We start from the raw sequence: 24,111 nt of genomic DNA, 5'->3' as shown, positions 1-24,111 counted from the left end.
GGGTGAGGGCGGGGCTTTGTCAATTGCGCCCGGCCGGCCCGGGGTGCTACACTCCCCGGTGCCGCTGTATGGGGTGGAGGTCTTCTCCGGCTCCGACACGCGGGACTTCAAACATCAGAGGTAACAAGCATGGCGACAGCAGAAGTGAAAGCCCAGATCATCAAGGACAACCAGAAGAGCGACGGCGACACCGGCAGCACCAGCGTGCAGATCGCGCTGCTGACCGAGCGCATCCAGAACCTCGCCCGCCACCTGGGCGAGAACAAGAAGGACAAGCACGGCCAGCGCGGCCTGCAGCTGCTCAACGGCCAGCGCCGCCGCCTGCTGAAGTACCTGGAGCGCACCAGCTACGACGAGTATATCGCCCTCACCAACAAGCTGAGCATCCGCCGCGGCCAGCGCATCGTCAAGTAAGCGACCTGCGGTTTCAGAAGCGCCCTCCGGGGCGCTTTTTTTGGTGGGTCCGGCGGATGCTCTACTCTGCAGCATGCCTGCTCCGTCCGAACCGCGCCGCTTCCGTGCCGTCGCCGTGCAGCCGCAGTGGGGTGCCTCCGACTTCCTGACCTCTGCCCGGTTCCAGCGCTGGATGCGGGCCCAGCTGGAGGCGGCCCGGCCCCACCTGCACCCGCAGCAGCCCAACCTGGTGGTGCTGACCGAACTCAATGGCCTGCCGCTGGTGCTGCGCGGCGGCTGGCTGGCAGCGGCGACCCGGCGCTTTGAGTGGGCGGCGGGCCTGCTGCTGCTCCAGCATCTGCCGCTGGCCCTGCCAATCCTGTGGTGGGAGCGGGTCTCGCCCGTCCGCGCGCTCCAGCTGGCCCGCATCGACGAGCACACGGCGCTGTACCTGCAGACCTGCCGTGCGCTGGCCCGCGAGTACGGCGTGTGGCTGGTGTGCGGCAGCACCCCGATGCCGCACTACCGGCGGGAGGGTCGTCGGCTGCGGCGCGAGGACGCCTCGCTCTACAACCAGACGGTCATCCTCGCCCCGGACGGCACGCTGGTCGGCTGCACTGACAAGGTCCACCTGACGCCGGACGAAGGGCCAGCAGGTGTGGACCTGACGCCGGGGCAACTGGAGTGGCTGCGGGTCTTCCCTACCCCAGTGGGCGACCTGGGAGTGGCCATCAGCCTCGACGCCTTCCGGCCGGACGTGGTGACACGGCTGGAACAGCTGGGCTGCACGGTCCTGCTGCAACCGGACGCCAACGGCAGCCCCTGGACCGCGCTGGAAGGCCTCTATCCGGAGGGCCAGACGCCGCGCGATCAGCCGCTGGCGTGGCTGGAGAGCAGCTGGCAGGTGACAGCTCATTCCAGCACCATCCGCTACGCCATCAATCCGATGGTGGTCGGCAACCTGCTGGACCTCAGCTTCGACGGGCAGAGCGCCATCACCGGCCCGGCAGCCGAGGCTCCACACCCGCGCAGCTATGTGATGACGTCACCGCGTCCCGGTTTTCTGGCGCTCCTGCCGTGGGTGCAAGAGCGCGGTACCCCGGAGCAGCTGCGCGCGGTCGGGCAACAGCTGGCCGCCCACAGTGGCCACCCGCGCGAGAACCGCTACCGCAGCGGGGTCCTGCACGCCGATCTGAGCCTGCCGCCCAGCACCCGGCACCCGACACCCGCAGGCGCCCACGAGCAGGCCATAAGTGCGCTTCTGAACGGTGAGGCGGATATGGCACCTCCATCGGTTCTCCAGCACTGGCTGTGGCTGGTCGCTGGCCTGTTACTTGGTCTGGTCTTGAGTCCGCGTGCGGGGCATGGCCAGCGGCGCTGATTGCCCGCCGTGTTGACACCTTCGGCCTTTGCACCTATACTCCTCTTCGCGTCGATGGCAGACCGCCGGACACGTCCCACCCAGGCAGATCGCGTGAATGGGGGGTTGGCCGAGTGGTTGAAGGCAGCAGTCTTGAAAACTGCAGTAGGGCAACCTACCGGGGGTTCGAATCCCTCACCCTCCGCCAGACAACGCGCCGCACGGATGGAGAGGTGGGTGAGCGGCTTAAACCACAGTCCTGCTAAGACTGCGTACTCAAAAGGTACCGAGGGTTCAAATCCCTCCCTCTCCGCCAAACAACTCACCCGCATGTGCCCGTAGCTCAGCTGGATAGAGCGTCTGACTACGGATCAGAAGGCCAGGGGTTCGAATCCCTTCGGGCACACCACAGAAACCTCGTCTTAGACGAGGTTTTTTTGTTTCATCCACGCGCAATAGTCCCGCTTGTCGAGAGCTTCACTGCCTCTCGCTGGCATCCCAGGACCGTACCAACTCGCACGCAAAAACCCTAGTTTTGGGGAAAGTGGGCCAAGAACTCACCCATTCTCAGGGTTTTTGCAGCCTTTCCGCGAAGAATTGGCTGAGTTTTGCACATAACTGTGTAGCGGAATTTTTTACTCTGTTCTCCGGGATAGCGTTGTACACGCGTTTTTGAGAAGACGGAAAACGGTGGTTACACGTTTACGGAGTTTTTTGACGTTTTTTGGAGCTGGTGGCACCCTCAGAGAAAAGGTGGGATGACACGGCAAGCCGCCGAAGGCTTCGCAGGGACCGCTGAATACCACCGTGAAGTGCCGCGGTTTGAAATGATGGGGCACTAGAGACTCATTCGAATCTAATAAAAAGAAGCTGACTTTCAATAACAGCTTAAATGCAGCACTTTTCAGAACAGAGATCTTCATTTCCACATTTGGGATGTTGGTGTGCCAGGATAAAGCATGACCAGACGTCAGTTGTTTCAACCGCGATCTGTGAGCGTTTTACGGGAAGACGGCTTCGTTTCCTGCACGCGATGTAAACGGGTTGTCATGTTTGACAGACACACACGCCGCTTAAAACGAATGACGACCAGTGAAGCCGTCGCCTCCGTCACCATCGATGAGCTAGCTGACATGCTCCCCTGCCCGCTTGAGCGGGCTGTGAAGGTCCCCTGGTGGTTCGATCCCGTCGAAGGGTACCTGATGCCGCAACGTTTCGAGGGGCGCCCGGAGGTCCGGGTGACCTTTACATGTCAGCAACAGTCCCGTGGCACCCGTTGGCTGTTTGACTGCCCATCCTGTGAACGGCCAGTGAGACAACTATTTGGGGTGGCGACCCTGGACGCCGATGAGTGGGGCTGCCGGACGTGTCTTGGCTTGACGTATCCCAGCCAGAGCCGGCACAAGACCGTGGAAGGAGATGCGGCCCTGCTCAAATCCCGCCCCTCTGTGAGAACCCGCGACGCGGTCGTGAGGGCAGAAGCGCGAGATGAACGACGCTTCCGCAAGGAGTACAGGAGGTTCGCCGTTTTCCTGGGGCATCCTCTTGAGTTCTTTTATGACAGGGCGGCTGTCGAGCGACAGCTCGGAACTGGAGAAATTGTGCCTCTGGTGAGCCTGGAAGCTCACCGGCTCCAGCCAGACCTGACGTTCCCATCCGTTGAAAGTGAGAGGGCGAGAGCCTGCCTGGTGGCTGAGGAGCACATATCCGACGTTCACAGCCATTGTCAGACAGGCACACAGCCTGGCCACGAACGTGTTCAAGACGAACCCTCAGGACTTTATACAAAGAGGTCCGATCAAATTGACCGGACCTCCTCTCAGTTGTGCGTTGCCCCAATAGCATCCTCTCCCCGCAATCGAAGCAGCCCTTGGGTCTCAGGCGTTACGCTACCCGTTCGTTCTCCTCCTGGTGATCGGCACGCCGGGCAGCACTTCTGATCCGGAGCGGCTTGGGCGTCAACAGGTCGCCAAGGGCGAACGTGTGCCGCTCGTGCTCCTCTACGAAGACATGCCGGTAGATATCTGCCGTCGTGCTCGGGCGAGAGTGCCCGAGTTTCTCGCTGATCACCTCCATCGGCACGCCCATGCTGAGCATCAGGGAGGCGTAGGTGTGCCGCAGGTCGTGGAAGCGGACGTCTCCCAGCCGGGCCTGCTCCGCGATTTTTCCCGCAAGCTTGGTTAGAGAGTCCGGGTAAAGACGCTGACCCTTGATGTTCGTAAACACGTGGCTGGCACCTCTCAGGCCCTCTGCCTGCTGGGCCAGGAGTTGTCGGCGCAATAGAGACACCGTCTCTGGGGCGAGGTGCAGGTCCCGGATCCCCGACTCGGTCTTCGGCGTGCCCAGCGTAGCCTTGCCATTCACAACCGTGATGTTCTCGCGGACCCGCAGTTGCCCCATGTCCAGGTCCAAATGCGTCCATCTTAATGCACAGACCTCGCCCCGTCTCAGCCCACTCGCGATGACGAACTCGAAGAGCAGGCCCAGCCGGTGGTTGTGCGCCGCTTCCAGGAAGGCCCTGACCTCCTTCGCATTGAGGGCCCGGGCAGTCTTGCCCCGTCTGAAACTGGGCAGTCGGGCCACCTCGGCAGCATTCCGGAGCACGATTTCATCGAATACGGCTTCCTGGAGCGCTTGCCGAAGTATGACCCGCACCTGGTGCAGGAGCGACTTCGAGAACCCCTGATTGGCCAGTTCCACGTAGGCGGCGCGTACCTCACTGGCCTTAAGGTCCTGCAGCCTGTGGTGCCCAAGCAGGGGACTTAAGTGCCTGTCGATGACATACGCGTAGTTCGCCAGGGTCTTCGGCGCGAGAATCGGCCGCTTGAGGTCCAGCCAGAGCGGTAGCCAGTCCGCCAGCCGGATATGGCTCGGGATAGGCAGCCGTTCCGGTTGATGATCGGCCACTGGCAGCTCGTCAGGGCAAGGCGTGCTCATCGTCATCTTTCCTGCCCTATTTCCTCGGAGCGGCCTGGCCCGCTCATCCAATCCCAGGGTCACCTGCCAGCGGTCACTCCCACTCGACAGCTTCTTGCCACGGCCCTCGTCATTCATCCGTCGCTTCATCATGTTTTCTCCCTCCCAGAGAACGTGCTGCTCTTCCGGGAGTTGGATGTTCGCTCTAACCGGGAGATACATCCAGGGCAGCTCAAAACTCTAGACGGGGTCTATCGCCGTGTCTCTAAAGTCGCCTCTCCCCTGCCGCCTTCGCTTGCACGGGCAGAGGGAAGGCAGCAGGAATCACGAGGGTGGAGCACTACGGTCCTGAAGGCACTGAGGTAAGGGTCCAAGTACAACACTTGCCTTATGTCGTAGTCACCCACAACGCCTCGAGGCGCATATCAGGACGCCCAGCAGGATCGCTGCCTGCCGTGGACACCCTGGCGCTGGTCAGCAGGAGCCACTTCCGGCCGGAAAGGCCGCCAGAATCGGATAAGGGGTATTCCACCAAGCTCGACGAAAACGGCTGACCTGCAAGACCCGGAGGGTGGGGCCGGCACCTATCGTACCTGCCCCACCCTCCGGTCAACCGCTACTTCTCGGCGCGCGCCTCAATGAGTCGATCAATGAGGGCGCGCACCTCCGGGGCGACGAGGTACAGCGCGACCAAGTCAATGTGCAGATACGCCAGCGTGCGCGCCTCGCTCGGCAGACTGCTGTTCAAGGCATCGTTCATCGCCAGGGTCGTGCGGTAACTCAGCTGCACGACGTCATCCCTCAGCGTCGGAGCACCGCGGGACGGCAGACCACAGGATTCAAGCAGAGCCGCGACCGGTTCGAAGTCCGCCGCCGAGGGCTCGTGAATGTTGATGGTGTACCTGGCGTCCTGGAGCGCCCGAACACGCCTCCTGAAGTCGGGCAGGCTAAGGTACGCGAGGGCAAGCGTCACCTGTAGGGCGTTGCGTGTCCCACCTTTCGGCGCGGCTTTCTTCCACGCCCCGCCGAGTTGGCGAATGAAAGCTCCGGTGACGCGGTAGCTGACTTGCGTCTTGTCCTTTTCAATGGGGTGGCGGGTCAGCCAGGGAACGCCGAGCTGCTGGGCCTGCTGGCGCAACCGCTGCAGGGCATCTTGGCTCTGCTGGTCCGACAGCAGGCGCGGCGGGGTCATCGTCTCCGTTTTGGTGGGGCGCCGCAGATGCTGCGCTTCGAGGCGGTCCAGGTCGCTCTCCGCCCCCCGCACGAGGCGCAGGTGGCTCAGGAGCTGGCCGGTGAGGTCGTGCTGGGGCGGCCGGGTCTGCACGAACAGGGACCACAGTCCGGCCTTGAGGGTGAGGCTCTGCACCTCCTCGGCCGAGAAGGGCGCGAGGTTCGGCAGGAGCCGGGTAAGATAGGCGCGGGCCGCCTGTAAGTTGAGCTGGTCTTCGGGCTGAGTCATGTGCTCCTCCTGCCTGCACGTTCTGGCGAGGCAGCACACACTGGATCAGACGCCCTCACATAGTCAAGCCCGTCCAGCACAGCGTTTTCACAGGTTTTCCACTGCGCGATTCGCTGCCCAGACGGCGAGTGCGGTTCGGGTGGGCCGCGATCCCCGTCAACCCGGCGGTCGCCTTCAGCCCTTCTCCTTGACTGCCTGGAGCTGAACCTGGCTGAGACGTGTCCGGAGAAAGGCGCTGTAGTCGTCCTTCATTGGAAGGTCGCGGTCGACCTTCACCCGTCGGCGTTCTGCCATGACACGCTGTCCAGTGAGGGGGTTCATGCCTTCCTTGCTGTAGGTCTCCCAGTACAGGCCCACGCCCCGCCGCTGCCAGGCGGGCAGGCCGTTGAAGTTCACGCCCCGCTGGTACAGCAGCTCGTTCTTGAAGGCCGTGGTCTGGCCCTCGAGCGCGCGAGTGGCCTGAGCGACGCTGGCCCCCTCCTGCCGGAGCGTCCAGTACGCCCAGCCGTTCAGGGCACAGCGGGCCGCGTCCGACGGTCGGCGCCAGAGCGATCAACCAAGCGCTGAAGACGATGGTCAACCAGCATCGGGCGACCATTGAGAAACAATCGTTGTGTGGGCGTCTCCCAGAGGAACAGGGCGGAAGGATCACGCATATCACCGAATACGGTGTAGCCGGGGAGCGTGAGGCCATTTGGCAGGGTAACTGCAATGGCCACGAGCAGGGCGTTTCCCGGTGAATCAAGCCATGCCGGGTCCATGCCCTAGACCGGATGAGGTTGTCGACGACTTCGACGTCGCTATGGATCGCCTATTGTGAGTGTATGTCCACAGTCCGGCACTGGATCTTTCAAGCGAACCCCAAGTGGTACGACCTCGCGAAAGTGGTTCAGACAAAAAAGATGGGAAATGTGGATGATTGGGCGGCTATTCAGTACATCCATCAGATGCAGGCGGGTGACAAAGTTGCTCTCTGGCAGAGTGGTAAACACGCTGGTGTCTATGCTGTCGGTGAGCTCCTCGATGCACCACGCCAAAGAGAAGGCCACGCTGAGTGGCAGGTCGCCGCGGGTCGTGTCGAAGAAGATCCAGGCTTCGCAGTCAAATTCCGTTTGACAGCCCTATACCCGTTGGGCATTCCTCGTAGTGTGATTATGACGGACATACGTCTTAGAGAACTCAGCATTCTGAAAATGGCCTCTGGGACTAATTTTAAGGTTACTCCACAGGAATGGGACGCCCTCGAAGACATCATTCAGAAGTACCAGTCGGAGGGCACTAGAAGCAATATGTCGTCAAGCTCGTCCTACAAGCTCACTGACAGTGATGGCCAACTGCTGGATGCAGCCTTCGATATCGAGGATTCAATGCTGATCCTTCATAGCCGGGGTGGAACCAAGGGCAAGAACGCACAGAACCCGGACTATGCTAAAGCGCTTAACCTGCTGCTGAGCAGGCTGGACTCAGCTGGTCTGCGGATCAGTCGGGCATGGGTTGATAGCAGTAGAGGTCAAGCACTCCCGATTAACGACCGGTTGATCCTCTCTGATGCCGATACGGGCCTGTCTCTACAGGAAACATTTACGCGCATGTCCCTGGCGATGGAACGGATTGGCCGCGCGCCAGACGCGCGTGGCCATGGAAATCGGACCAAACGGATTCGCATCCAGATTGAAAGTCCACCACCACTCTACGAACTTGTATCGATCCTGGGAGCTGTTTCCATTTCTGGAAATGCCGATTCAGGACAACGCCTGCCGGCTTCCGTGCTGGAACAGGTGACGCCAGTACACATCTGGAACGCTGTACAGAGACTTCGTGCAGGCTACACCGATCATGGCTTCGGGCCATCCACCGACTATGACATCCTCCTCGAGGATGGCGAACGTTTCCCCCCAAAGGCTGTATTTGGGGTAGCCGCTTCAGAAGCTCTAGGGTTCAAGGTGCTCCCGATACATTTCTCTGGTGGAGAGAGCTCAACAAGTTTTCGCCTCTTGAAGCAGGCGGGATTCATCCCGGTGCCAAAAGCGGGAACCATAGAGATCCTTCCGCTCCTGCCGTCACCCGAGGATCTTGAATGGACGGAAGGGGGCAAGGTGCTGGTGACACACCTGAGGTCTGAACGCTCTTCCGGCCTTGCGCAAGCCAAAAAGGCCGCTTTCAAGCTTCAGCATGGCAGACTGTTCTGCGAGAAGTGCAGGATAGATCCTGTAACTGCATACGGAGAGCATGGGGAAGCCTGTATCGAGGTTCACCACAGCAGGATTCAGGTCAAAGATATGGCCGGAAAACATGTCACTGTGCTCGATGATCTCCAGTGTCTCTGTGCCAATTGCCATCGAGTGGAGCACAGGCGTCTGAGGACAGAAGCGTAACGGGCTGTTTTATTGTCCACACGCTAGATCGAGATCAGCTTCCGGACTGTGCTGTTTATACACCCTGGGTGTGTGATCTCCTCGCCAGCCTGGTCTGATGGTCCATGACAGCACGTTAACTGCCTACAACCTCGATGCGCCGATCTTCCTGCACCTCAGTCCAGGCGACATCCCGAACCAAGAAACTCTACGCCGTGTCGGTCAAGGGAAGTGGACTCGGTCATCCGGCATGATGGAATATGACTGCCGCCCCGGCACCGGTGATGAACCGCGAACCCACCCCAGATGACTTCCTGGCGCTTGTGACCATCATCAACCCCAACGTCGTTATGCCCCACACCCCTGAAGCTTTCGCCGATCGGACACAGGAGATCCAGCAGCAGTCCGGCTTCTTTCAGTACAGCGAAGCGCTCCTCAGCCAAGAGGGTTGGACCTATTCGCGGTGCACCTCGAAGATCAGGATAGAGATCTTAGACCACACAGATATGCGCCGACCTCCTGAGCTCGCCAGCCCTTATAGTCACACCGTTTACCCCTGTGCTCACGAGGCCGCAGCAGGGCTCAGCAGGGGCCAGGGCCGCACTTCATCCGCCGTGACTCCACAGGCGGACTCGAGAGCCGTTACGGTCCGTTCCAACTCTACGAAGAGGGCATGCAATCGGGGCCTTGAGCGCACGTCGGCCGTATCGACCTTCAGATAGGTATCGGCCAGAAGGCGGTAGTACTGCAGGGTCCCGTCCCGACCCTGGTTGAAGCGGGTGAACACCACAGGTCCCGACGCCAGCAGGTCACTCAGGATGGCGCGCGCATTGTGCAGCTTGTCCGAGGCGCTCACCAGCAGCGCGCTTGCCTCTTCTCCCGGCAGCCTGGCGAGGTATTCCAGCTTGCGCTCTCGCCAGGGGCGCTTTTCCATGCTGGCCTTCGGCGCGTCATCGGTCGCCCCATCCACCAGGTGGGCAATCAGGACACCTTCGTGGAACGTTTCGACAATCTCCTGCCGCAGCTCGTCGGCGTCACGCCCAGTGTTGTTCGGTCCGTCCTCCAGGGCATCGTGGAGCAGGGCCGCGATCGCTTCCGGTTCGGTCGCCCCATATTCCAGGGCGATGCTAGCGACACCAAGCAGATGCGAGATGTAGGGAATGCCGGGCTCCTTACCCTTGTCGGTGCCCTTGCGGTACTGACCGAGGTGGTAGCCGTGAGCGAGCTCGAGGGCCTTCAGGAAATCGTCGGTGAGGGGGAAGGTCGACATGTCCCTACCCTATCGAATCCCTGGGAAGCGCCGGAACACATTGGCTTCTCTTCTGGCATTAAAGCAACTTGCAAGGAGTTCCACGCTAGCAACGGCAGCCGACCCTCCGCCTGCAACCGGGATGAGGCAGATACGCGTTTCGGTCGATGCACGCCGCCATCGTGATGAGCTAGCGTTGGGCATGCGTACAACCGGGGGTCCAGCTTCGTTACCGCTCTGAGGAGGGCGGTAACCATGGCCAAGGACAATTGGAAGCGGGACCGGCACGAGCGACTCGAAGCCCGGCGGCGTTGGCGGATGCACGCTTGGTTCTTTCATGAATGGCGCAATCACTGGTGGACGCGTGGACCTCAACGGACTCACCCAGCGCCCTGGGGAGGGGGCGAGGTGTGCAGTTGGGCACGGCAGCAGGACGAGCGGGAACATGAGCTCATGTGGCTGCAACGGCAGCTGAGCGTAGCGGTGCACCTCGGGCAAGGCCGATACACCCGCAGATATCGGCGGCAGTGGCGCCAAGCTGGGCGAGCGATGTGCCGGTTGCACGTGCTGGGTGAGCATGACCGGGCCGAGGACCTCGACCCTCAGCCACATCGCCTGGGGGTGCGCTGGGAGATTTATTGAGGGTCCAGGTAGGCTGGGCTCGCGCGTGACATCGTCCCCACTGGCACGCACGAGCCTGGTGAAGCGTTTTGCAAGACCGGGGCCATCCACGCGTAAGTAAGGCGCTGTACTTGTCCTTCATCGGGAGGTCTCTGTCGGTCTTTACCCATCGGCGTTCCGCTACGACACCCTGTCCGGTGAGGGGGTTCACGCCATCCTTGCTATAGATCTCCCAGTACAGGCCCACGCCCCGCCGCTGCTAGGCGGGCAGGCCGTTGAAGTTCACACCCCACTGGTACAGCAGCTCGTTCTTGAAGGCCGTGGTCTGGCCTTCGAGCGCGCGAGTGGCCTCGGCCACGCTGGCCCCTCCTGCCGGAGCGTCCAGCACGCCCAGCCGTTCAGGGCGCAGCGGGCCGCGTCCGACTGTCGCCAGCGGAAGTAGTCCACGACGTCCTGAGCGGTCACGCCGATCCAGGCGCGGCTGTCAAAGGTGACGCGTTCCCCGCAGGCCAGCGTGAAGGTCGCGCTGGCCATCCCAGCACTGAGACTGACCAGCTTCTCCAGCTCCCGGTCGAACATGGTCCAGGTGGGCGGGAAGAGTACGCTGATCTCGTCGCTCTCCGTGTGGGCATAGACCCCCTGGAACTCCTCCAGCAGTGCTTGGGCGGTGGCGACCATCAGGGTGTGAAACCGGTCGTCAAACGGTTTGCTGAAGCGCTCCTGGGTGAACCGGGAAAAGCCGCGCCTGCCGACCCGCAGGACCACCCAGGCGCCGGAAACAATCTTCAGGCTGTGATAGTACTCGAGGGCACGCAGGCGTCCCTCAAAGGCGTCGGTGTTCATCCGGACGGAAGGCTCTCCGAAGGCTCCTTCGGGGGTGAGGTGGACGGCGTAGAGAGCCTCGAAGCCCTCGTCGGGAGGGGCGTCTGCTAGCGGCCGGCGGTGGCGGAGATGGCGACGTCCGGCACGCGGGCCTGGCCCAAGCGGAGGGCGTTCTGTGCTCTGGCCGCCGCGACATCCAGGGAAACACATAGCCGGAGACCACCGCCCCGAACGCATGCGCCAGGGCAATTGCTCCGGCCCGGTCGTCCACCGTGGGATTGGTGTTGTCCAGCACCACCGACGTTCCGCTGGACAGCGCCTCCTCAAGCAGGTACTGCTGCCGACGGGTCTTATTCCGGTTGTTCGGGAACAGGTCCTTGCTCACGTGCGCGTGCGTCCCCGCGAAGTGATTCCGGTAGAAGGTGGTCTTGCCGCCTCCAGGTAACCCCATTAGGATCACCAGTTCGAGCGAGTGGGCGGCCGAGGTCACAGGAGGCTGGTCATCGGGGATACCGTGACCCGAACTGGCGCAGCAGCCGCATGCCTTCGCAAACCACTGGCGCTTAAGCCGCCCGGCGGCGCTGAAGGAAACGCACCACCTGCTGAGCAAAATCACGGCGCAACCCGAGGGCGTGCAAATCGGCAGCAGTGAGTCCCATCAGGACATTCAGATCAGTTACGCCCGCGTCTTCGAGTTTGCGCAGACTGGTCAGACCGATCTTCGGTTTGCGTCCGAGTTGTTGTTTGCGGATCAAGTCGAGCAGACCTCCCAGCGGCGAGCAGCGCTTCAGACCCTCGATCAGCCCGTAAGTCTGCCGTCTCTGACGCTTCAGGGCCACCTTCACGCGGCGTACGCGTGCGTCGTTGGCCGCACAGTGTTCCCGTAGATAGAAGTAGAAGCAGTGAACATCCAGCAGGTGGCCCAGACCACCAAGCAGCCACAACAGGTCGTCGCGCCAGCGTTCCTCCAGGCCCGCCAGGTTCTTGATGCTCCAGCGGAGCTCAACATCTCCAACCGCCCGGCCCCGGGAGCGTTCGAACAAGACCGCCGCGCGGGCCAGACCGAGATATGCGAGTTTTCTGGCCTCGGCTTTTCCCTTCCTGCCTGCAGGGGCGATTCCCAAAGAACCGAGGAGTTCATCGGCCCGACTGGTTTCAGGTGCGCCACGCATGTAGCGGGCAAGCAGGGGGGCGTCGGCCCCGAATTCCTCACACCAGCTGTCCACCTTCTGAACCAGTGCCTCACTGAAGCGCCAGCCGAGATTGGGTGGACGCTCATGCAGCAGATTGAGTAGCAGAAGCGTGTCCATCGGACGCCAGTGCTCGAGCAGGTCGTCGGACGCTTCGGTCAACATCAGGTCCCGGAGCAGCTGGGCGTACCCCGCCGCAAACGGGAGGGGCACCACGGCCCGTACGGTCCGTCTGCCGAGCAGTGTCAGGGCGAAGCGAACCGGACCACCAACGGCACCTGGCATTGGAGATTCACGGTAGGCGAGCTTCTGGCGTTCCAGCCAAGCGAGCGCGCCGCGCACCTGCCCGGCCAAGCGGGGGCCACCCAACGAGTGCCGCAGCAGATCTTCCAAGTTGGCGGCCGGCACTGGATTGACCTGGGCCGCCAGCAAGGTGGCGACCACCTGCTCTGCGGGTCCGCGTTCGGAGTTATCCAGTCGGTCGAACGCAGACGTCAAGTCGGCGAACTGCGGATGGTGCAGCGCGTGCCGAAGCTCTTCAGCCTCCCAGCCGTCGGTAGACTTCACCACCACTGCACCAGTTCCAGGCGTCTGGCCACGTCCGGCCCGGCCGAGCATCTGAAGCAAGGTATCCACCTCCACGCGTCCGACCCCAGGAAACGCAGCATCACGGACCAGAACATGGGTGCACGGCAGGTTCAACCCCATGGCGAGGGCAGTGGTGCTGACCACCACCCGGGTCTCGCCGCTCAGAAAAGCCGCCCGAACCGCGTCTCTCTGGACCTTCGGCAGCCGGGCATGGTAGGCCGAGGCCACTTCTGTTCCCAGGGCTGTGCACAGGTGCCGCGCCAGTTTCTCGGCCGAGGCGGTCTGGTACACAAAGACGAGCGCCCGGTGCGCCGGGTCCAGCAGTTGCGTTTGGAGCCATTCGGTGGCGACGTCATCTGCTTTCCCTTCGGGCAGTGGCGGAACGGGTAGCACGCTGAGGGAGAGCGGTGACGTCCGTTGCGTGACGCGCACCACTTCGCAGGGAGCCAGCCAAGCCTGCGCCGCATCGGTGTTGCCAACCGTTCCAGACAGCAGCACGAACCGTGGCGGCGAGGGCATGGCCTTCAGGCGGCTGAGCAGCAGTTCCAGTGTCGGGCCGCGCCGGGGGTTGGAAATCAGGTGCGCCTCGTCCACCACCACCACGCCGATGCCCTCAAACCACGCCTGATGCTCCGGACGGCGCAGTAAGGCCTCCAGTTTCTCAGGGGTGGCGACGATGAGTTCGCCGGTCGCTGGCAGGTCGGTGAAGTGCTCATCTTCCAGGCGGTAATCGCCGGTCGACAGCGTGACACGGATGTCCCGTCCGAGCAGGGTGCGGAGCTGGGTGATACGGGCCACCCACTCCTCGTGCTTCTCCTGCGCCAGGGCACGCAGCGGCTCGAGCAGCACCGCCCGTTGTCCCTGCCTTAGGGCGTCCAGGCAGGCGAGGTCACCCACCAGGGTTTTCCCGGCATTGGTCGGTGCGGACACGATAAAATTGCGCCGTTGCGCAGATCCGATCAACCCCGCTTCGAGGGCAGCTTGCTGCACTGGCTGGAGCACACCTCCGGGAACCAGTACTGTTAGCGCCTCCTCCCAAAAGGAGGGCAGCGGTGCCGGGACAGTGGTCACAACGCCTCGGCCCGCAGTTTCGCACCCTTGGGGTAGCTGGCGCAGTTGGGGCGCAAGTCGCAGGCCTCGCAGGTCTGTTCATCGACTGGAGTCGTCGGTGCGGTCCACTGCGCGCTGTAGGCCAGTGCCCGCTCCACCTCGATGGCATCTACGGTGTCATGAAAGTCGGTCTCAACCTCGTGCACGCGCGCCGGGTCCGGATGGACCGGATAGAACAATTCGGGGAACCGGTAGGCCTTCCCCTTGGCTGCCTTGTAGCTGTCATCGTCGGCCAGTTCGCCCAGGAAGACCAGCACGCAACGGGCCGGGGGGCGACCCGTACGCAGTTCATAGATCCGAGCGTACATCCGCATTTGAAACTCGTAGTCGCGCAGGGCGGGGTCCCCTTTCTTCGGCCGCCGCCCGGACTTGTAATCCCAGATCTCGACATCATCGTGGTGGGTAGGAAACGGCAACTCCAAGTCCTCACACACGGCACCTGCGAGCACATCCACCACCCCGCTGAGCACATACGGCTGACCGTTGGGGGTCGTCATGGCCCGTTCCAGCTGGTACTCAGTCTCCTGGACATGCTTAAAAAAAGAGTGCCCGGCGAGTTCCACGAAGCGGGAGATGAGCAGTGCCACCCGTTCCCGTTGCCATGAGGCGTTGTACGGTCGCACTCCGGAACGCCATAGACGGTCATGCGCCTGATCGACCAGCACCTGAATATCTGCCTCGGCGGGAATTTTCCCCGTGACCTTATACTCGCGGTTGATGGCGTCGAGCACGTCGTGTGTCAGCGTGCCGAAGTAGGCCTGCGTGTCGCTGCTGGGCGCGAAGCCACGCACCCCGAATATGCCGTACTGACGCTTGCAGCGCTTGTAAGCCAGGATGTCACCGGTAGTGCTGTACTTGCGGATGTGCTCCTCCGAACGCAGGGGCGGGATGCTCCACCCGCCGGCCTTAAGAGTGTCAGTAAAACTCATAGCAGGTGCGCTCCTAGGCCGGCGAGGTCGGCCCTTTTGCTGATCTTGCCGCTGCCGAAGGCAGCGCCCATCACCCGGTCCCAACTTGGGGCACACTTGGGGTGTAGTTGTCCGGCCACCACCAGGAGGCGCTTGGCCCGCGAGTACGCCACGAAGAACAGGCGGATGGCGTCCTCGGCGGCGCGTTCCTCCTGTGAGCGTCGGTGGGTGGGCTTGGTCGGATGTGCCGAGAAGGTATGGAACTGGTCTTCGAGTTCGTGTGTGTCGGAAACAAACGGCTGCTTATCCGGGCGCAACACAATCACTACCTCGAACTCCAGCCCCTTGGATTGATGGATGGTCATCACGTTCACCGCACCCGGCTGGAGGGTCATTTCAGAGTCTTCTGGATCGTTCAAGCCATCGTGGATGCCCTCGACGAATACCGAGTAGAAGTTGTAGACGGTCCAGCCGTCGACCCGGCTGCCGCCGCCGGGGTCGCTCGCCAGCTTGATGCGGCCGTCGCTGAACAGCGCCTCGTACTCGGCCATGATCAGGTTCAGCGCCTTGATGCGCTCACCCCCCTCAGCGTCGCGCAGGTCACTGGCGAAGGGCTCCTGGCTAAGCAGCTTGAAGAGCAGCATCGACAGAATCACCTGCTGCCCTCCCTTCCGCTTCAGGAAAGGATTCGCGGGGTCGATGGTGGCGGCCGCGATGGCGCTGCGCGAGTCGATGACATAGGATTCCAGCTCTGGATACAGTCCGCCGTCGATCAGCTGCACGAAAGCGGCCCGTGCGTCCTGGATGTATTTCGGCACTCCCCTCGGTAAACCCGCCACCAGGTTCGCCTCGGCGTAGTCGGGGTCGAGAATCAGACTGAACGCCCCGACTAGCGCGAGCAGGCGCGCGTCGACGTGTGCCCGGCGGCTGCGCGGGTTGTAGACAGACAGACCCTGGGCCCGGATGGCATCGACGTACGGGCCGACCCCGTGAGTGGTCTCGCGGGTGCTAAAGGTCAGAAGGGCAATCTGGCTGGGGTCGGACACCAGCCCGTCCTGTATCAAACCGGCGACCAGTGCCGCGACCTTCTGGGCCGCCTGTGGGTTGGCGCCTTCGGCGATGGCCGCGACCGCCGGGTAGGTTCCGGTCATGCCCGACTTCGCTACCAGCAGGGGCTTTCCGGGCGCCCGGACGCGCACCACTGGGTCAACCATCTCCGGGTGGCCGCCGATGTAAGCGTTGACCCAGTCAACGATTTGAGGGTGGCTGCGGCGGTTCTCAGTCAGGTAGAGCGGCACCGGCTGACGGCCCAGGAAGTGCCGGCAGGCCAGGTCGAAACTCGTCAGGGCCTCAACGGTCGCTCCGCGGAAGCGGTACAGGCTCTGGTCATCGTCGCCCACCACCGTCAGGTCTCCCCGGGTGCCTGCAAGGTGGAAGTAAATCTCCTCCTGGATAGGGTTGGTGTCCTGGTACTCGTCCACCAGCAGCGTGAGGCCCTGATCGACCCACCCTTGTCCGGCCGGCGACTTCAGGTAGTCCAGGAAGTGGCGTTGAAGCAGCCCTTGGTCTGAGCGGTGCCCTTTGTGTAAATTAGTCAGGTAGGCGTCGTAGGCGTCGGCCAGCACCACAAGATGCGGCTCGCCCGATGAGCGCAGCAGGGAAAGGTCGACGCTATTTTCCGTCATACGGTTGAACAGCTTGCATGCATACTCGGCCCGCTTGGCCTTGTTGGGCGGGAAGACGTCCGCGCCCTTGATGAACTTGAAGCGCTGCCAGAAGGTTAGGTCGTCGCAGTCCATCAGGGGATTTCGTGAGCGGCGCACGAAGAACTGCTGGGTCAACTCGTCGCCCAGCAGGCGCACCCGCAGCGTCTCGTGGTAGCGCTCGCGCTGCAGCACCTCGCTCGCCAGTTCATGCAGGGTGCCGAGCATCAGTTGCGACAGGTCGATACCTTCCGCCGCCTTTAGGCCTGCATCGACCATCGCCTGCCGGGCCTGAATCAATCGCGTACGCAGTTCGGTGGCGGCCTTACGAGTAAAGGTCGTGAGCATCAAGCGCTGTGGCGGGACACCGTCGACCAACAACCGCTTAAGGACTAACCACACCAGGGTGTGCGTCTTACCGGTACCCGGCCCGGCGATCACCCAGAGTGGCAGCGCGAAGTCATGCTCCAAGGCCTGCTGCTGGTCGGAACTGAGCGAGAGAGAGCCGTCAGGGAGCCTGGGCATAAAAGCGTAGAAGTCGGTTAGGGAAAGGGTTCCTGGCAGGGCTGGCGAGGTCAACGTTTGGACTCCTTTGCGTTTGGGCAACCATACGGGGCACTCTATCTATGCTAGTCCTCCCGGCCCCACGGCAGTACCGGATATTTCCGGTTCAGTGGGGGTGCGTTCTGTTTCAGGATCTCAGGAAATAACAGGGACGGCGACGGTATAAACTGATCAGCCTGCCCGCCATGTCTGGGCACCCCAAGCACACCCCAGAGAGGCCAACGCACCCTATGACGAACCAACTTCCCAGCATCATCGTGATCAGCTCCTGTACTGGGGCCAAGCTTTCCAAACCCGAGGGTCAGTTGACGCTGGACGATTTCCGCCAGGGAAGTGAACACGTCAAGGAGCGCGAAGGGGCCCTGAAGCCTTACCTGACCTCGGCCAAGCGTATGTACACTGGCCAGCAGCATGTGCAGGTGAGTCAGGCCTTCGACCTACTAAGCGCCAACAAGGACCTAACGAGCACCCTAAAGATCATCAGCGCTGGGTACGGGTTGATTGACGACAATACGTTGATCGCGCCGTATGAGACGACCTTTAACGACCTGAGCAGCAGGGAAGTGCTGGCTTGGAGTCGGCAACTAAAGATACATGACGACTTGAATGTGGCCATCCGCGACTACGACATAGTGGTGTTCCTGCTCGGCGAAAATTACTTAAAGTCGGCGCAGTTGCCGCTGGTAAATCGGTCCGAGCAGAGCTTCATCTTCCTTGCGAGCGGCGGCAGTGCTCGCAGCATTCCCAAGCACAGCGTTAGGCAGGCAATCATGACGCTGGCCAACAAAGATGCAAAGCGGTTCGGTTATGGCTTGGTGGGTCTAAAGGGCTTCCTGTTCTACCAACTGGCCCGGATGGTGGCCGAGAACCCCGAGGTGCTGCGGCTTTGGCACGCTGACCCCCAAGCTGCCATCAACGCGCTGGAAAGCTGGCAGGAAAACCGCACCGCCACCCCCTTACTCAGCCTGCCGGAATCCGAACCGTTACTTGCTGCGCGCGTCGACAACACGGCCACCCCTACTGACGGCCCACGGCTGGTGCCCGGCATTCACCGCAGCAACCTGGGATTCAACCCCCTAGGCCTGAGCAGTGAGGAGTTCTACCCCAGGCCCCAGCACCGACTTACCGAGAGACCGAGAACGCGCTTTACGGTGGTCATCAACAATCGTGACAAGCTAAAGATCACAAAAGACGAGCACGGCAATCCACTGCCTGCCCCCCGAGTAGATCGCATCTGGAAGTACATCGAGGGCTACGGTACCCCTGACGGCCCGCGCGGCTACTTGACCAGCTTGGCGTACCATAACCCCTCCAACGAGCCGTTGCCAGAGACCGAGGAAGGCAACATCTACGATTGCGGGGCCTGGAGTTACAAAAACGAGCCGTACCCCATTCTGAAAAAAAAGGACGGCCCTTTGACGCCTGAGAGAGCCATGCGGTTGTATGAGGCAGCAGGCGCACGCAAGGGCATCGACATCATCGTATCGCCAGATATGATGATTCTGGACAGTGACACCTTGAAAAGGGCGGCGGAGAAAATCGAGGTGTCACTGCAATTTGCGCAGGAAATGATGCCGCTTGCACAGGGACACCGGCTGATGGCAGTCACGCATGGCACTTTTGAGCAACGGCATTATATGATGGAAAAGTACTTAGAGATGGGTTATACACACATAGCTTTGGGTAGCTTGGCGATGAAATCTAGTCGCGATCCACAGTTTGTTTATAAATGTGTGAGCGATGCGGTTAAATATCGAGAGAATTTTAAGGGTATATACATACACGTTCTAGGTGTTTCCAGCATACGATGGGCGGCTACGTTAACTCACCTCGGAGTAGACTCTTTCGACGGCTCCAGCATGTATATGGAAGCCTTCACAGGGGGCAAATACTTACAATATTTGCCAAGCTCGGCACGTCTCATAAAAAATCACAAAATTGTTACAAACGCTCCATGGAGCAACGAACTGCCCGTTTGCAAATGCCCAGCCTGTCACGCTATGCGAGCTGAAGGATGGGACACACGAGCTCAAGGAGGCAGTAGGAAAGATTTCCAAGATAGACCATATAATGGAGGTAACGAGGCGAACATGGGCAGGGCTGTACATAACATAAATATGTACCTAAGAGCACTCAACGAATCTCAATATAGAATTTATAATGGTGATGATTCACTTATAATAAAATCAGATTTTAGCAGCCAAGCTTTTGGCTCAACTCTCACCAAACCCTTACTTTTTGAAGCTACTAGAGAGCTCAATTAATTCGCTTACATCATATATTCCATCGAATCCGGCTTCATAAAGATTAATCTTGCTTTCAAGAGGCCAATCGCCGTCTATTACTAGATAGTGTTTACCAGGATTGGGCTCTGGCTCAAACAAACCATCGTCATTGCACTTTATGTGGATCGATCGCAAACGACAAGCAATTTCTTTTGTTTTATCGGCGATGTGTTTTGCTCCATAAACCGCCTGTGTTTGTATTATAATACCTGATGTTGCTTCACGGCCACTTACCTCTGTTGTCAATGCCGAATTACTCCATTCGCGCAGAGTACTTAGTTTATTGAACGATCCTCTTAGAGGAGGGGCATTCTCATCAAGTCCTGGAATAGCATTATGAAGCAGCTTCCGCATTGGCTCGAGATCAGGCGATGAGATAATTCTCATCGCCTTTTTATAGCGATAATTCTCGATCACCGTTTCCTTGTCACTATGAGGAATTCCGCTTATAGATTCCCAGGTAATCATTGCAATTAGGGGCCAAATCACTTCGTAAAACTCTTCTCGCGACATCGTCGCTTGCGGTCGGATATCTGGCCCGATGTCTCGTCCTGCTAACAATCGAGCAACCACATTTTCTGGTCCGCCTTGATATGAATATGGATTGATCTCTTCACCCACATGCTTAAAGAACAAAGCAGGAAGACGCGACGTAATGGTTTGCACACTACCTAAATTATGAGCCGATAGAAGTACATCTAGGACCCAATTATGCGAATCTAACACTATTTGCTGATGAGGTGCATTCTGTCCAGGAGTGAGCATATCTGCGGATAGCTTGTTTACAAAGCTTTGCTTTTCGCCTACCCCGATATAGTTATCAAAAACATATTGAATTTTTCGGGAAATTCTTTTTGGCTCAGCGAGATCTGCCAGCACACTTGTCATTCCACGAGCTGATCTGTAGTCTTCAAACAGATCTAACATAGCTTTAAAAAGTGCTTTAGCTTCATCTTCAGGTAAGACGGCAACATCGCTAATAAAAATTTGAAAATCTTCATTCCATTCGAATATTTCTATACCACCAATTTTCAGTAGAAAAATTGGGCGCCTATCTGCCATCTGAATGGGTATTGATTGTAATGCATCTAAAACACTTTGAGATTGAGATACGGAAACACTCAGGCCTAGATATTTCAACCAATCACTATCTCGAAATCTAGCATTTCCTCGAATGATGTTCCAAGTCGCCGCATCTGCATCAGTTTCAACGAGCCGAGAAATCATTTCACGCACAATAAATGCATGCTGAATGCCTTTCCTATATCTCGTACGCGTACTACGCACCTTAGCTAATACCGCACGCTCGCGACCCCTTCTGGTAATAGATTGTAAGTGATTAATTACATTTGAGCTATAACGTGGATGTGGATCACTATTCATACCGTTCCTAAGGAGATTTAATACTAAATCAATCTCTGCTCGTGCGTTTCCATCTGCGTTGAAGTATTTAGTCCAGGAATCGACCAAAGCTTGACGGCGGAGAAGTGGAGACTGGGGAAGCTTCTCGGGTAGATACGACTCATATTCCTTAATAAGCCAGTAATGCAGAGGGAAAAGTAAGGTTGCATCGAAACACCCTACAAGAATAGAGCCAATAGAAGGATCCCAACCATGTAAGAAGATCTTCTTTTGGGTATCGGTAATAAGCTCCGCCTCATTGCCCGGAATTGCCTCAAATACTAAGTTGATAGAAAGAAATTTGTGTCCAAATGCAATCTTATATTGCAGATGTTCTTCCTGAGTTCGCCAAAACTTGTACTTAGAACTGCGAGGATTACTCCAATGCGTAACATGTAAGCATGCAGCGGGTAATCCGTTCTCTAATACAAAAAAATCTGGATTGTACCATGGACCATGAGGAAGCCCATCCGTGGAGTGAAAGGCAATACCTGACTCCGAGTATTTATCCAGTAAATCAGCCCCCATTTCACCTTTTAAACGATGCGTTCCAAACAAGTACTGGCGATCTACTTTTGCTGACGCCTCGTTTGCGTAACCTAGACGCATCAATAGATATTCGACAAAAGCCTCGTATGATTTTCCCGATTTATCTGCCATGTCAGAATCCGTCCCGTTTGACAAAACTGGTATACGTAGGAATTTGGACCGGCAATGGCAAGTCCTTGTAACTCGCCGCTACTAGTACCTGACCCTTTCCCATCACTTGTAGTTCCCGTTCAAATCCTGAAAGGTCTGCACTAGCGTTACGTATCGCTTCTTTCCGCTCGGTCTCGTTTCCCAGCGCCATGATTAACTCAGTATTGATCTGCGTTAGCACGCCTTTATCTATCTCGCTCACCTGCTGGCTTACCACAGTCAACCCAATTCCGAATTTACGCCCCTGGCGGCTGATGTCTCGGAATACGCTACCAAAGCGCATGCGGTCGGGATTGAGAATGCTTGGCGCTTCCTCAATCACCACATTAACGAACGGCAACGTGTCCGTGCTGCGCACCTGTCCATCAAGCAAGTAGGGTAAGCGCTCGTCATCAAGGCGGCGCACAAGCTCGTCAGCCAGGGTACGCTGCCCCACCGTACCGTGCGAGTCGTCGTTACCCAGCGTCTTGCGCAGGTTGCGCTCCAAGTCTTCACCATGCTCGGTGCTCCTTAAAGCGCGGCGCAGCGCGAATAGCGCGCGTGCGATGACGGTGGTCAGCAGAAACTGTTCTAATTCGGTCATTAGGGTGGTATCGATAATCAGTACCCGCCCGGCTTCCAGCGAGCATAGGATGTCGGGTAGTAAGCTGTCGTACTGGTCACCGAAATCAAGATTGAATGGCGTGATTATTCGGGTCTGGCCACGCCGTAGAAATCCTAGACGGCGCTGAACGGCGCTCACGGTGCCCGCTAGGTAGCCGGTGTCCTGATCCTCAGGGTTGGTCATGAGGGTCTCTTCGATCCAGCGTTCACCGTGCCGCGCGTACTGCGCTCCAGCGTAGGCGGTCTGCTGCTCGGTGTACTCGCTGATAGTGACTAGATCTTCGGGCGTGATGTCGGCGCGGCTGAGCTTCAGGGTGCGCTCCATACCACCCCCTGGCAGCTCCTTCGCGGTCAGGTAATAGAAAGGGCTAGCGTGCTCGTCGCATTCCTGGGGTGTTAGGCTGGCAATCAAACCCCGGTAGCCATCGGCCCCACCGGTGCTGGCGTGCCAGGTCCGGAACTCGTCGTGCGGATCGACCGCGAGTAGGCTGGCCCGCTGCACCGGGCAGGTGCGGTTGTAGTTCAGCACGCTGGAGAGGAGCACCATCATAAGGTTGCTCTTGCCGCTGCCAGTGCGCCCAAATACCCCAATGTGGTGGCTCAGGGCGTAAGCAGGCAGATAAACCGGTACTGGGATGGCTGCCTCTCCAGCCAGCAGGTGCCCCATGAACAGCCCGTTCTGCCCGAGTTGCTCCCCCAGCAGCGTCTTCATGACGGCTGGCATAGCGGGGTTCTCCGCGTCGACCCGGAATACCTCGGTAAAATGCTCGGGCAGTCGGCGCGGTCGATGAAAGCTCCAGCTATCCTGACCCTGCTGCTTCTGTTCAGCGTAGCCCAGCACACTACCTTTCAGTTCCAGCAGCAGTGCCTCTGCTAAGCTCTCGCTAAAGTAGCTGTCGGGCATAGTTAGCTTGTTGCGAGCGATGTCACTGGGGTCCAGTTCACGCGACAGCACGTTAGCGTACTCGGTGGCTCGGAAAATATAGATGCGCGCTGCCCCACGTGTGCTAGGCAGTAGGAACAGGTCGCCGACCGCGACGTCGGTGTTGCTCGCGATGACTTTCAGTTCGCTTGTACTGGCGGTCGCCAGAATACCAAAGCGGGGGCCGATTTGTAAAAGCAAAGCTTTTAAGTTAATCATTTGTCGAACTCCCATCTGTATCGCTGCCCTGCAGAGGGTGATTTTCTCCATGCGAGTTTATTACTTTGCAAATAAATATTCTTCTACCATCTTTCGGATCGGAAGCACAAATTGTTCTAATCAACACGATTTCTAAATTTCTCGGCAACAGTAATTCTTTCTCAGAAGTATTATTTATGTGCAAAGCGGGTAATCCTCTAGGCAGATAGATAGCCATAAGAAATCGATTATCATCTGGCCAGGAATATAATTCATAGCCGTTGCTAGAAAGTGTAAATCCTAAAGCGACTGCTCTTGATAAAGACACAGCAATAAAATTATTATTTTTTAAAATAGGAGTTTTCACTCCTTTGATACCACGGTAGACCAGAACTTCGTTCTGCAGAAGAGTCCTCTGCATCGCATTTGAAAGGTTGTCAATTGATCGAAGTGAATCTTCAGAGGTGGGGTCAAGTCTAATTCTGCTTGCGTAGTTTCCATCTCTCCACTTCTGGGCCACGATCAACTCTTCGCCACTGAGGGATGAAGACCTGCCTTTTTCATGTTCGGACAACCATTTATCAAAGCTTGCGTGAAGAATATCGACTTCACTTTTTCTTATTCTGTCCCATGGCACTCCAAATGATCCACTTTGAGATATTTTTGCAAATTCATCAAGCAATACCTTCATTTCTGCTGCGAGATCATTTATTGAAGGGGGGGTGCCCGAAAATTGTTCCATCATTAAAGAATCGAAATTATCCAC

At 58.8% G+C, this 24,111-nt stretch carries 16 protein-coding genes and 3 tRNA genes; 7 read left to right on the top strand and 12 right to left on the bottom strand.

The window, feature by feature from the left end; genetic code table 11:
- Nucleotides 1-129: 129 nt before the first annotated feature.
- The 5 genes from rpsO (at nt 130) to ABOD76_RS12310 (ending at nt 2,162) form a co-directional block, all read left to right on the top strand.
- Nucleotides 130-414, top strand: a complete 285-nt coding sequence (rpsO, locus tag ABOD76_RS12330; protein ID WP_350245151.1) for a 30S ribosomal protein S15 — start codon at nt 130-132, stop codon at nt 412-414.
- Nucleotides 415-487: 73 nt separating this feature from the next.
- The gene (locus ABOD76_RS12325; RefSeq protein WP_350245150.1) at nt 488-1,774 is read left to right on the top strand and encodes a nitrilase-related carbon-nitrogen hydrolase; all 1,287 of its coding nucleotides are present in this window, start codon (nt 488-490) and stop codon (nt 1,772-1,774) included.
- A 99-nt stretch (nt 1,775-1,873) separates the two neighbouring features.
- Nucleotides 1,874-1,961, top strand: a tRNA-Ser gene (locus ABOD76_RS12320).
- A gap of 19 nt (nt 1,962-1,980) precedes the next feature.
- Nucleotides 1,981-2,069 (top strand) — tRNA-Ser (locus ABOD76_RS12315).
- A 16-nt stretch (nt 2,070-2,085) separates the two neighbouring features.
- Nucleotides 2,086-2,162 (top strand) — tRNA-Arg (locus ABOD76_RS12310).
- 1,475 nt (nt 2,163-3,637) lie between these two features.
- Here the strand turns inward: ABOD76_RS12310 and ABOD76_RS12305 are convergent.
- The 3 genes from ABOD76_RS12305 to ABOD76_RS12295 form a co-directional block, all read right to left on the bottom strand.
- The gene (locus ABOD76_RS12305) at nt 3,638-4,822 is read right to left on the bottom strand and encodes a tyrosine-type recombinase/integrase (RefSeq protein WP_350245149.1); all 1,185 of its coding nucleotides are present in this window, start codon (nt 4,820-4,822) and stop codon (nt 3,638-3,640) included.
- A 463-nt stretch (nt 4,823-5,285) separates the two neighbouring features.
- Nucleotides 5,286-6,128: a hypothetical protein gene (locus tag ABOD76_RS12300; RefSeq protein ID WP_350245148.1), complete on the bottom strand. Its 843-nt coding sequence runs from the start codon at nt 6,126-6,128 to the stop codon at nt 5,286-5,288.
- Between the two features lie 174 nt (nt 6,129-6,302).
- On the bottom strand, nt 6,303-6,641 hold the full coding sequence (locus ABOD76_RS12295; protein ID WP_350245259.1) for a hypothetical protein: 339 nt from the start codon (nt 6,639-6,641) through the stop codon (nt 6,303-6,305).
- Nucleotides 6,642-6,952: 311 nt separating this feature from the next.
- On the opposite strand from ABOD76_RS12295, the gene ABOD76_RS12290 reads away from it, so the two are divergent.
- A complete protein-coding gene (locus ABOD76_RS12290) occupies nt 6,953-8,503 on the top strand; it encodes an EVE domain-containing protein (protein ID WP_350245147.1) in 1,551 nt (516 codons plus the stop codon).
- A 541-nt stretch (nt 8,504-9,044) separates the two neighbouring features.
- On the opposite strand, the gene ABOD76_RS12285 is transcribed toward ABOD76_RS12290, so the two are convergent.
- From ABOD76_RS12285 to ABOD76_RS12260, 6 genes are all read right to left on the bottom strand, one after another.
- A complete protein-coding gene (locus ABOD76_RS12285; protein WP_350245146.1) occupies nt 9,045-9,752 on the bottom strand; it encodes an HD domain-containing protein in 708 nt (235 codons plus the stop codon).
- Between the two features lie 882 nt (nt 9,753-10,634).
- Entirely contained in the window at nt 10,635-11,195 is a 561-nt protein-coding gene (locus tag ABOD76_RS12280) for a tRNA(His) guanylyltransferase Thg1 family protein (RefSeq protein ID WP_350245145.1), read from the bottom strand.
- Complete coding sequence (locus tag ABOD76_RS12275) at nt 11,176-11,625, bottom strand: AAA family ATPase (RefSeq protein ID WP_350245257.1); 450 nt, start codon at nt 11,623-11,625, stop codon at nt 11,176-11,178. Before ABOD76_RS12275 ends, ABOD76_RS12280 begins: the two co-directional genes overlap by 20 nt.
- 112 nt (nt 11,626-11,737) lie before the next feature.
- On the bottom strand, nt 11,738-13,954 hold the full coding sequence (locus ABOD76_RS12270; RefSeq protein ID WP_350245144.1) for a DEAD/DEAH box helicase: 2,217 nt from the start codon (nt 13,952-13,954) through the stop codon (nt 11,738-11,740).
- Between the two features lie 65 nt (nt 13,955-14,019).
- Nucleotides 14,020-14,991: a PD-(D/E)XK nuclease family protein gene (locus tag ABOD76_RS12265; protein ID WP_350245143.1), complete on the bottom strand. Its 972-nt coding sequence runs from the start codon at nt 14,989-14,991 to the stop codon at nt 14,020-14,022.
- Entirely contained in the window at nt 14,988-17,252 is a 2,265-nt protein-coding gene (locus ABOD76_RS12260) for an ATP-dependent helicase (RefSeq protein ID WP_350245142.1), read from the bottom strand. Before ABOD76_RS12260 ends, ABOD76_RS12265 begins: the two co-directional genes overlap by 4 nt.
- A gap of 215 nt (nt 17,253-17,467) precedes the next feature.
- Between ABOD76_RS12260 and ABOD76_RS12255 the strand changes: the two genes are divergently transcribed.
- Complete coding sequence (locus ABOD76_RS12255; RefSeq protein WP_350245141.1) at nt 17,468-19,501, top strand: DUF6884 domain-containing protein; 2,034 nt, start codon at nt 17,468-17,470, stop codon at nt 19,499-19,501.
- On the opposite strand, the gene ABOD76_RS12250 is transcribed toward ABOD76_RS12255, so the two are convergent.
- The 3 genes from ABOD76_RS12250 to ABOD76_RS12240 are packed head-to-tail and all read right to left on the bottom strand — an operon-like array spanning nt 19,469 to nt 24,111.
- Nucleotides 19,469-21,583, bottom strand: a complete 2,115-nt coding sequence (locus ABOD76_RS12250; RefSeq protein ID WP_350245140.1) for a hypothetical protein — start codon at nt 21,581-21,583, stop codon at nt 19,469-19,471. The genes ABOD76_RS12255 and ABOD76_RS12250 overlap by 33 nt on opposite strands.
- A gap of 1 nt (nt 21,584) precedes the next feature.
- Nucleotides 21,585-23,366: an ATP-binding protein gene (locus ABOD76_RS12245; RefSeq protein ID WP_350245139.1), complete on the bottom strand. Its 1,782-nt coding sequence runs from the start codon at nt 23,364-23,366 to the stop codon at nt 21,585-21,587.
- Complete coding sequence (locus ABOD76_RS12240; RefSeq protein WP_350245138.1) at nt 23,359-24,111, bottom strand: hypothetical protein; 753 nt, start codon at nt 24,109-24,111, stop codon at nt 23,359-23,361. The genes ABOD76_RS12245 and ABOD76_RS12240 overlap by 8 nt, the downstream gene beginning before the upstream one ends.

It is taken from the genome of Deinococcus sonorensis KR-87, assembly GCF_040256395.1.
GTDB classification, from domain to species: domain Bacteria; phylum Deinococcota; class Deinococci; order Deinococcales; family Deinococcaceae; genus Deinococcus; species Deinococcus sonorensis.
The sequence above is the reverse complement of the archived record's forward strand: the minus strand, read 5'-3'. Positions and strand labels throughout refer to the sequence as shown.

What these genes read in the sequence shown, in the direction of transcription:
- rpsO (WP_350245151.1), top strand. Translation starts at nt 130, where the DNA reads ATGGCGACAGCAGAAGTGAAAGCCCAGATCATCAAGGACAACCAGAAG.
- ABOD76_RS12325 (WP_350245150.1), top strand. Translation starts at nt 488, where the DNA reads ATGCCTGCTCCGTCCGAACCGCGCCGCTTCCGTGCCGTCGCCGTGCAG.
- ABOD76_RS12305 (WP_350245149.1), bottom strand. Translation starts at nt 4,822, where the DNA reads ATGATGAAGCGACGGATGAATGACGAGGGCCGTGGCAAGAAGCTGTCG.
- ABOD76_RS12300 (WP_350245148.1), bottom strand. Translation starts at nt 6,128, where the DNA reads ATGACTCAGCCCGAAGACCAGCTCAACTTACAGGCGGCCCGCGCCTAT.
- ABOD76_RS12290 (WP_350245147.1), top strand. Translation starts at nt 6,953, where the DNA reads ATGTCCACAGTCCGGCACTGGATCTTTCAAGCGAACCCCAAGTGGTAC.
- ABOD76_RS12285 (WP_350245146.1), bottom strand. Translation starts at nt 9,752, where the DNA reads ATGTCGACCTTCCCCCTCACCGACGATTTCCTGAAGGCCCTCGAGCTC.
- ABOD76_RS12280 (WP_350245145.1), bottom strand. Translation starts at nt 11,195, where the DNA reads ATGAACACCGACGCCTTTGAGGGACGCCTGCGTGCCCTCGAGTACTAT.
- ABOD76_RS12275 (WP_350245257.1), bottom strand. Translation starts at nt 11,625, where the DNA reads ATGGGGTTACCTGGAGGCGGCAAGACCACCTTCTACCGGAATCACTTC.
- ABOD76_RS12265 (WP_350245143.1), bottom strand. Translation starts at nt 14,991, where the DNA reads ATGAGTTTTACTGACACTCTTAAGGCCGGCGGGTGGAGCATCCCGCCC.
- ABOD76_RS12255 (WP_350245141.1), top strand. Translation starts at nt 17,468, where the DNA reads ATGACGAACCAACTTCCCAGCATCATCGTGATCAGCTCCTGTACTGGG.
- ABOD76_RS12250 (WP_350245140.1), bottom strand. Translation starts at nt 21,583, where the DNA reads ATGGCAGATAAATCGGGAAAATCATACGAGGCTTTTGTCGAATATCTA.
- ABOD76_RS12245 (WP_350245139.1), bottom strand. Translation starts at nt 23,366, where the DNA reads ATGATTAACTTAAAAGCTTTGCTTTTACAAATCGGCCCCCGCTTTGGT.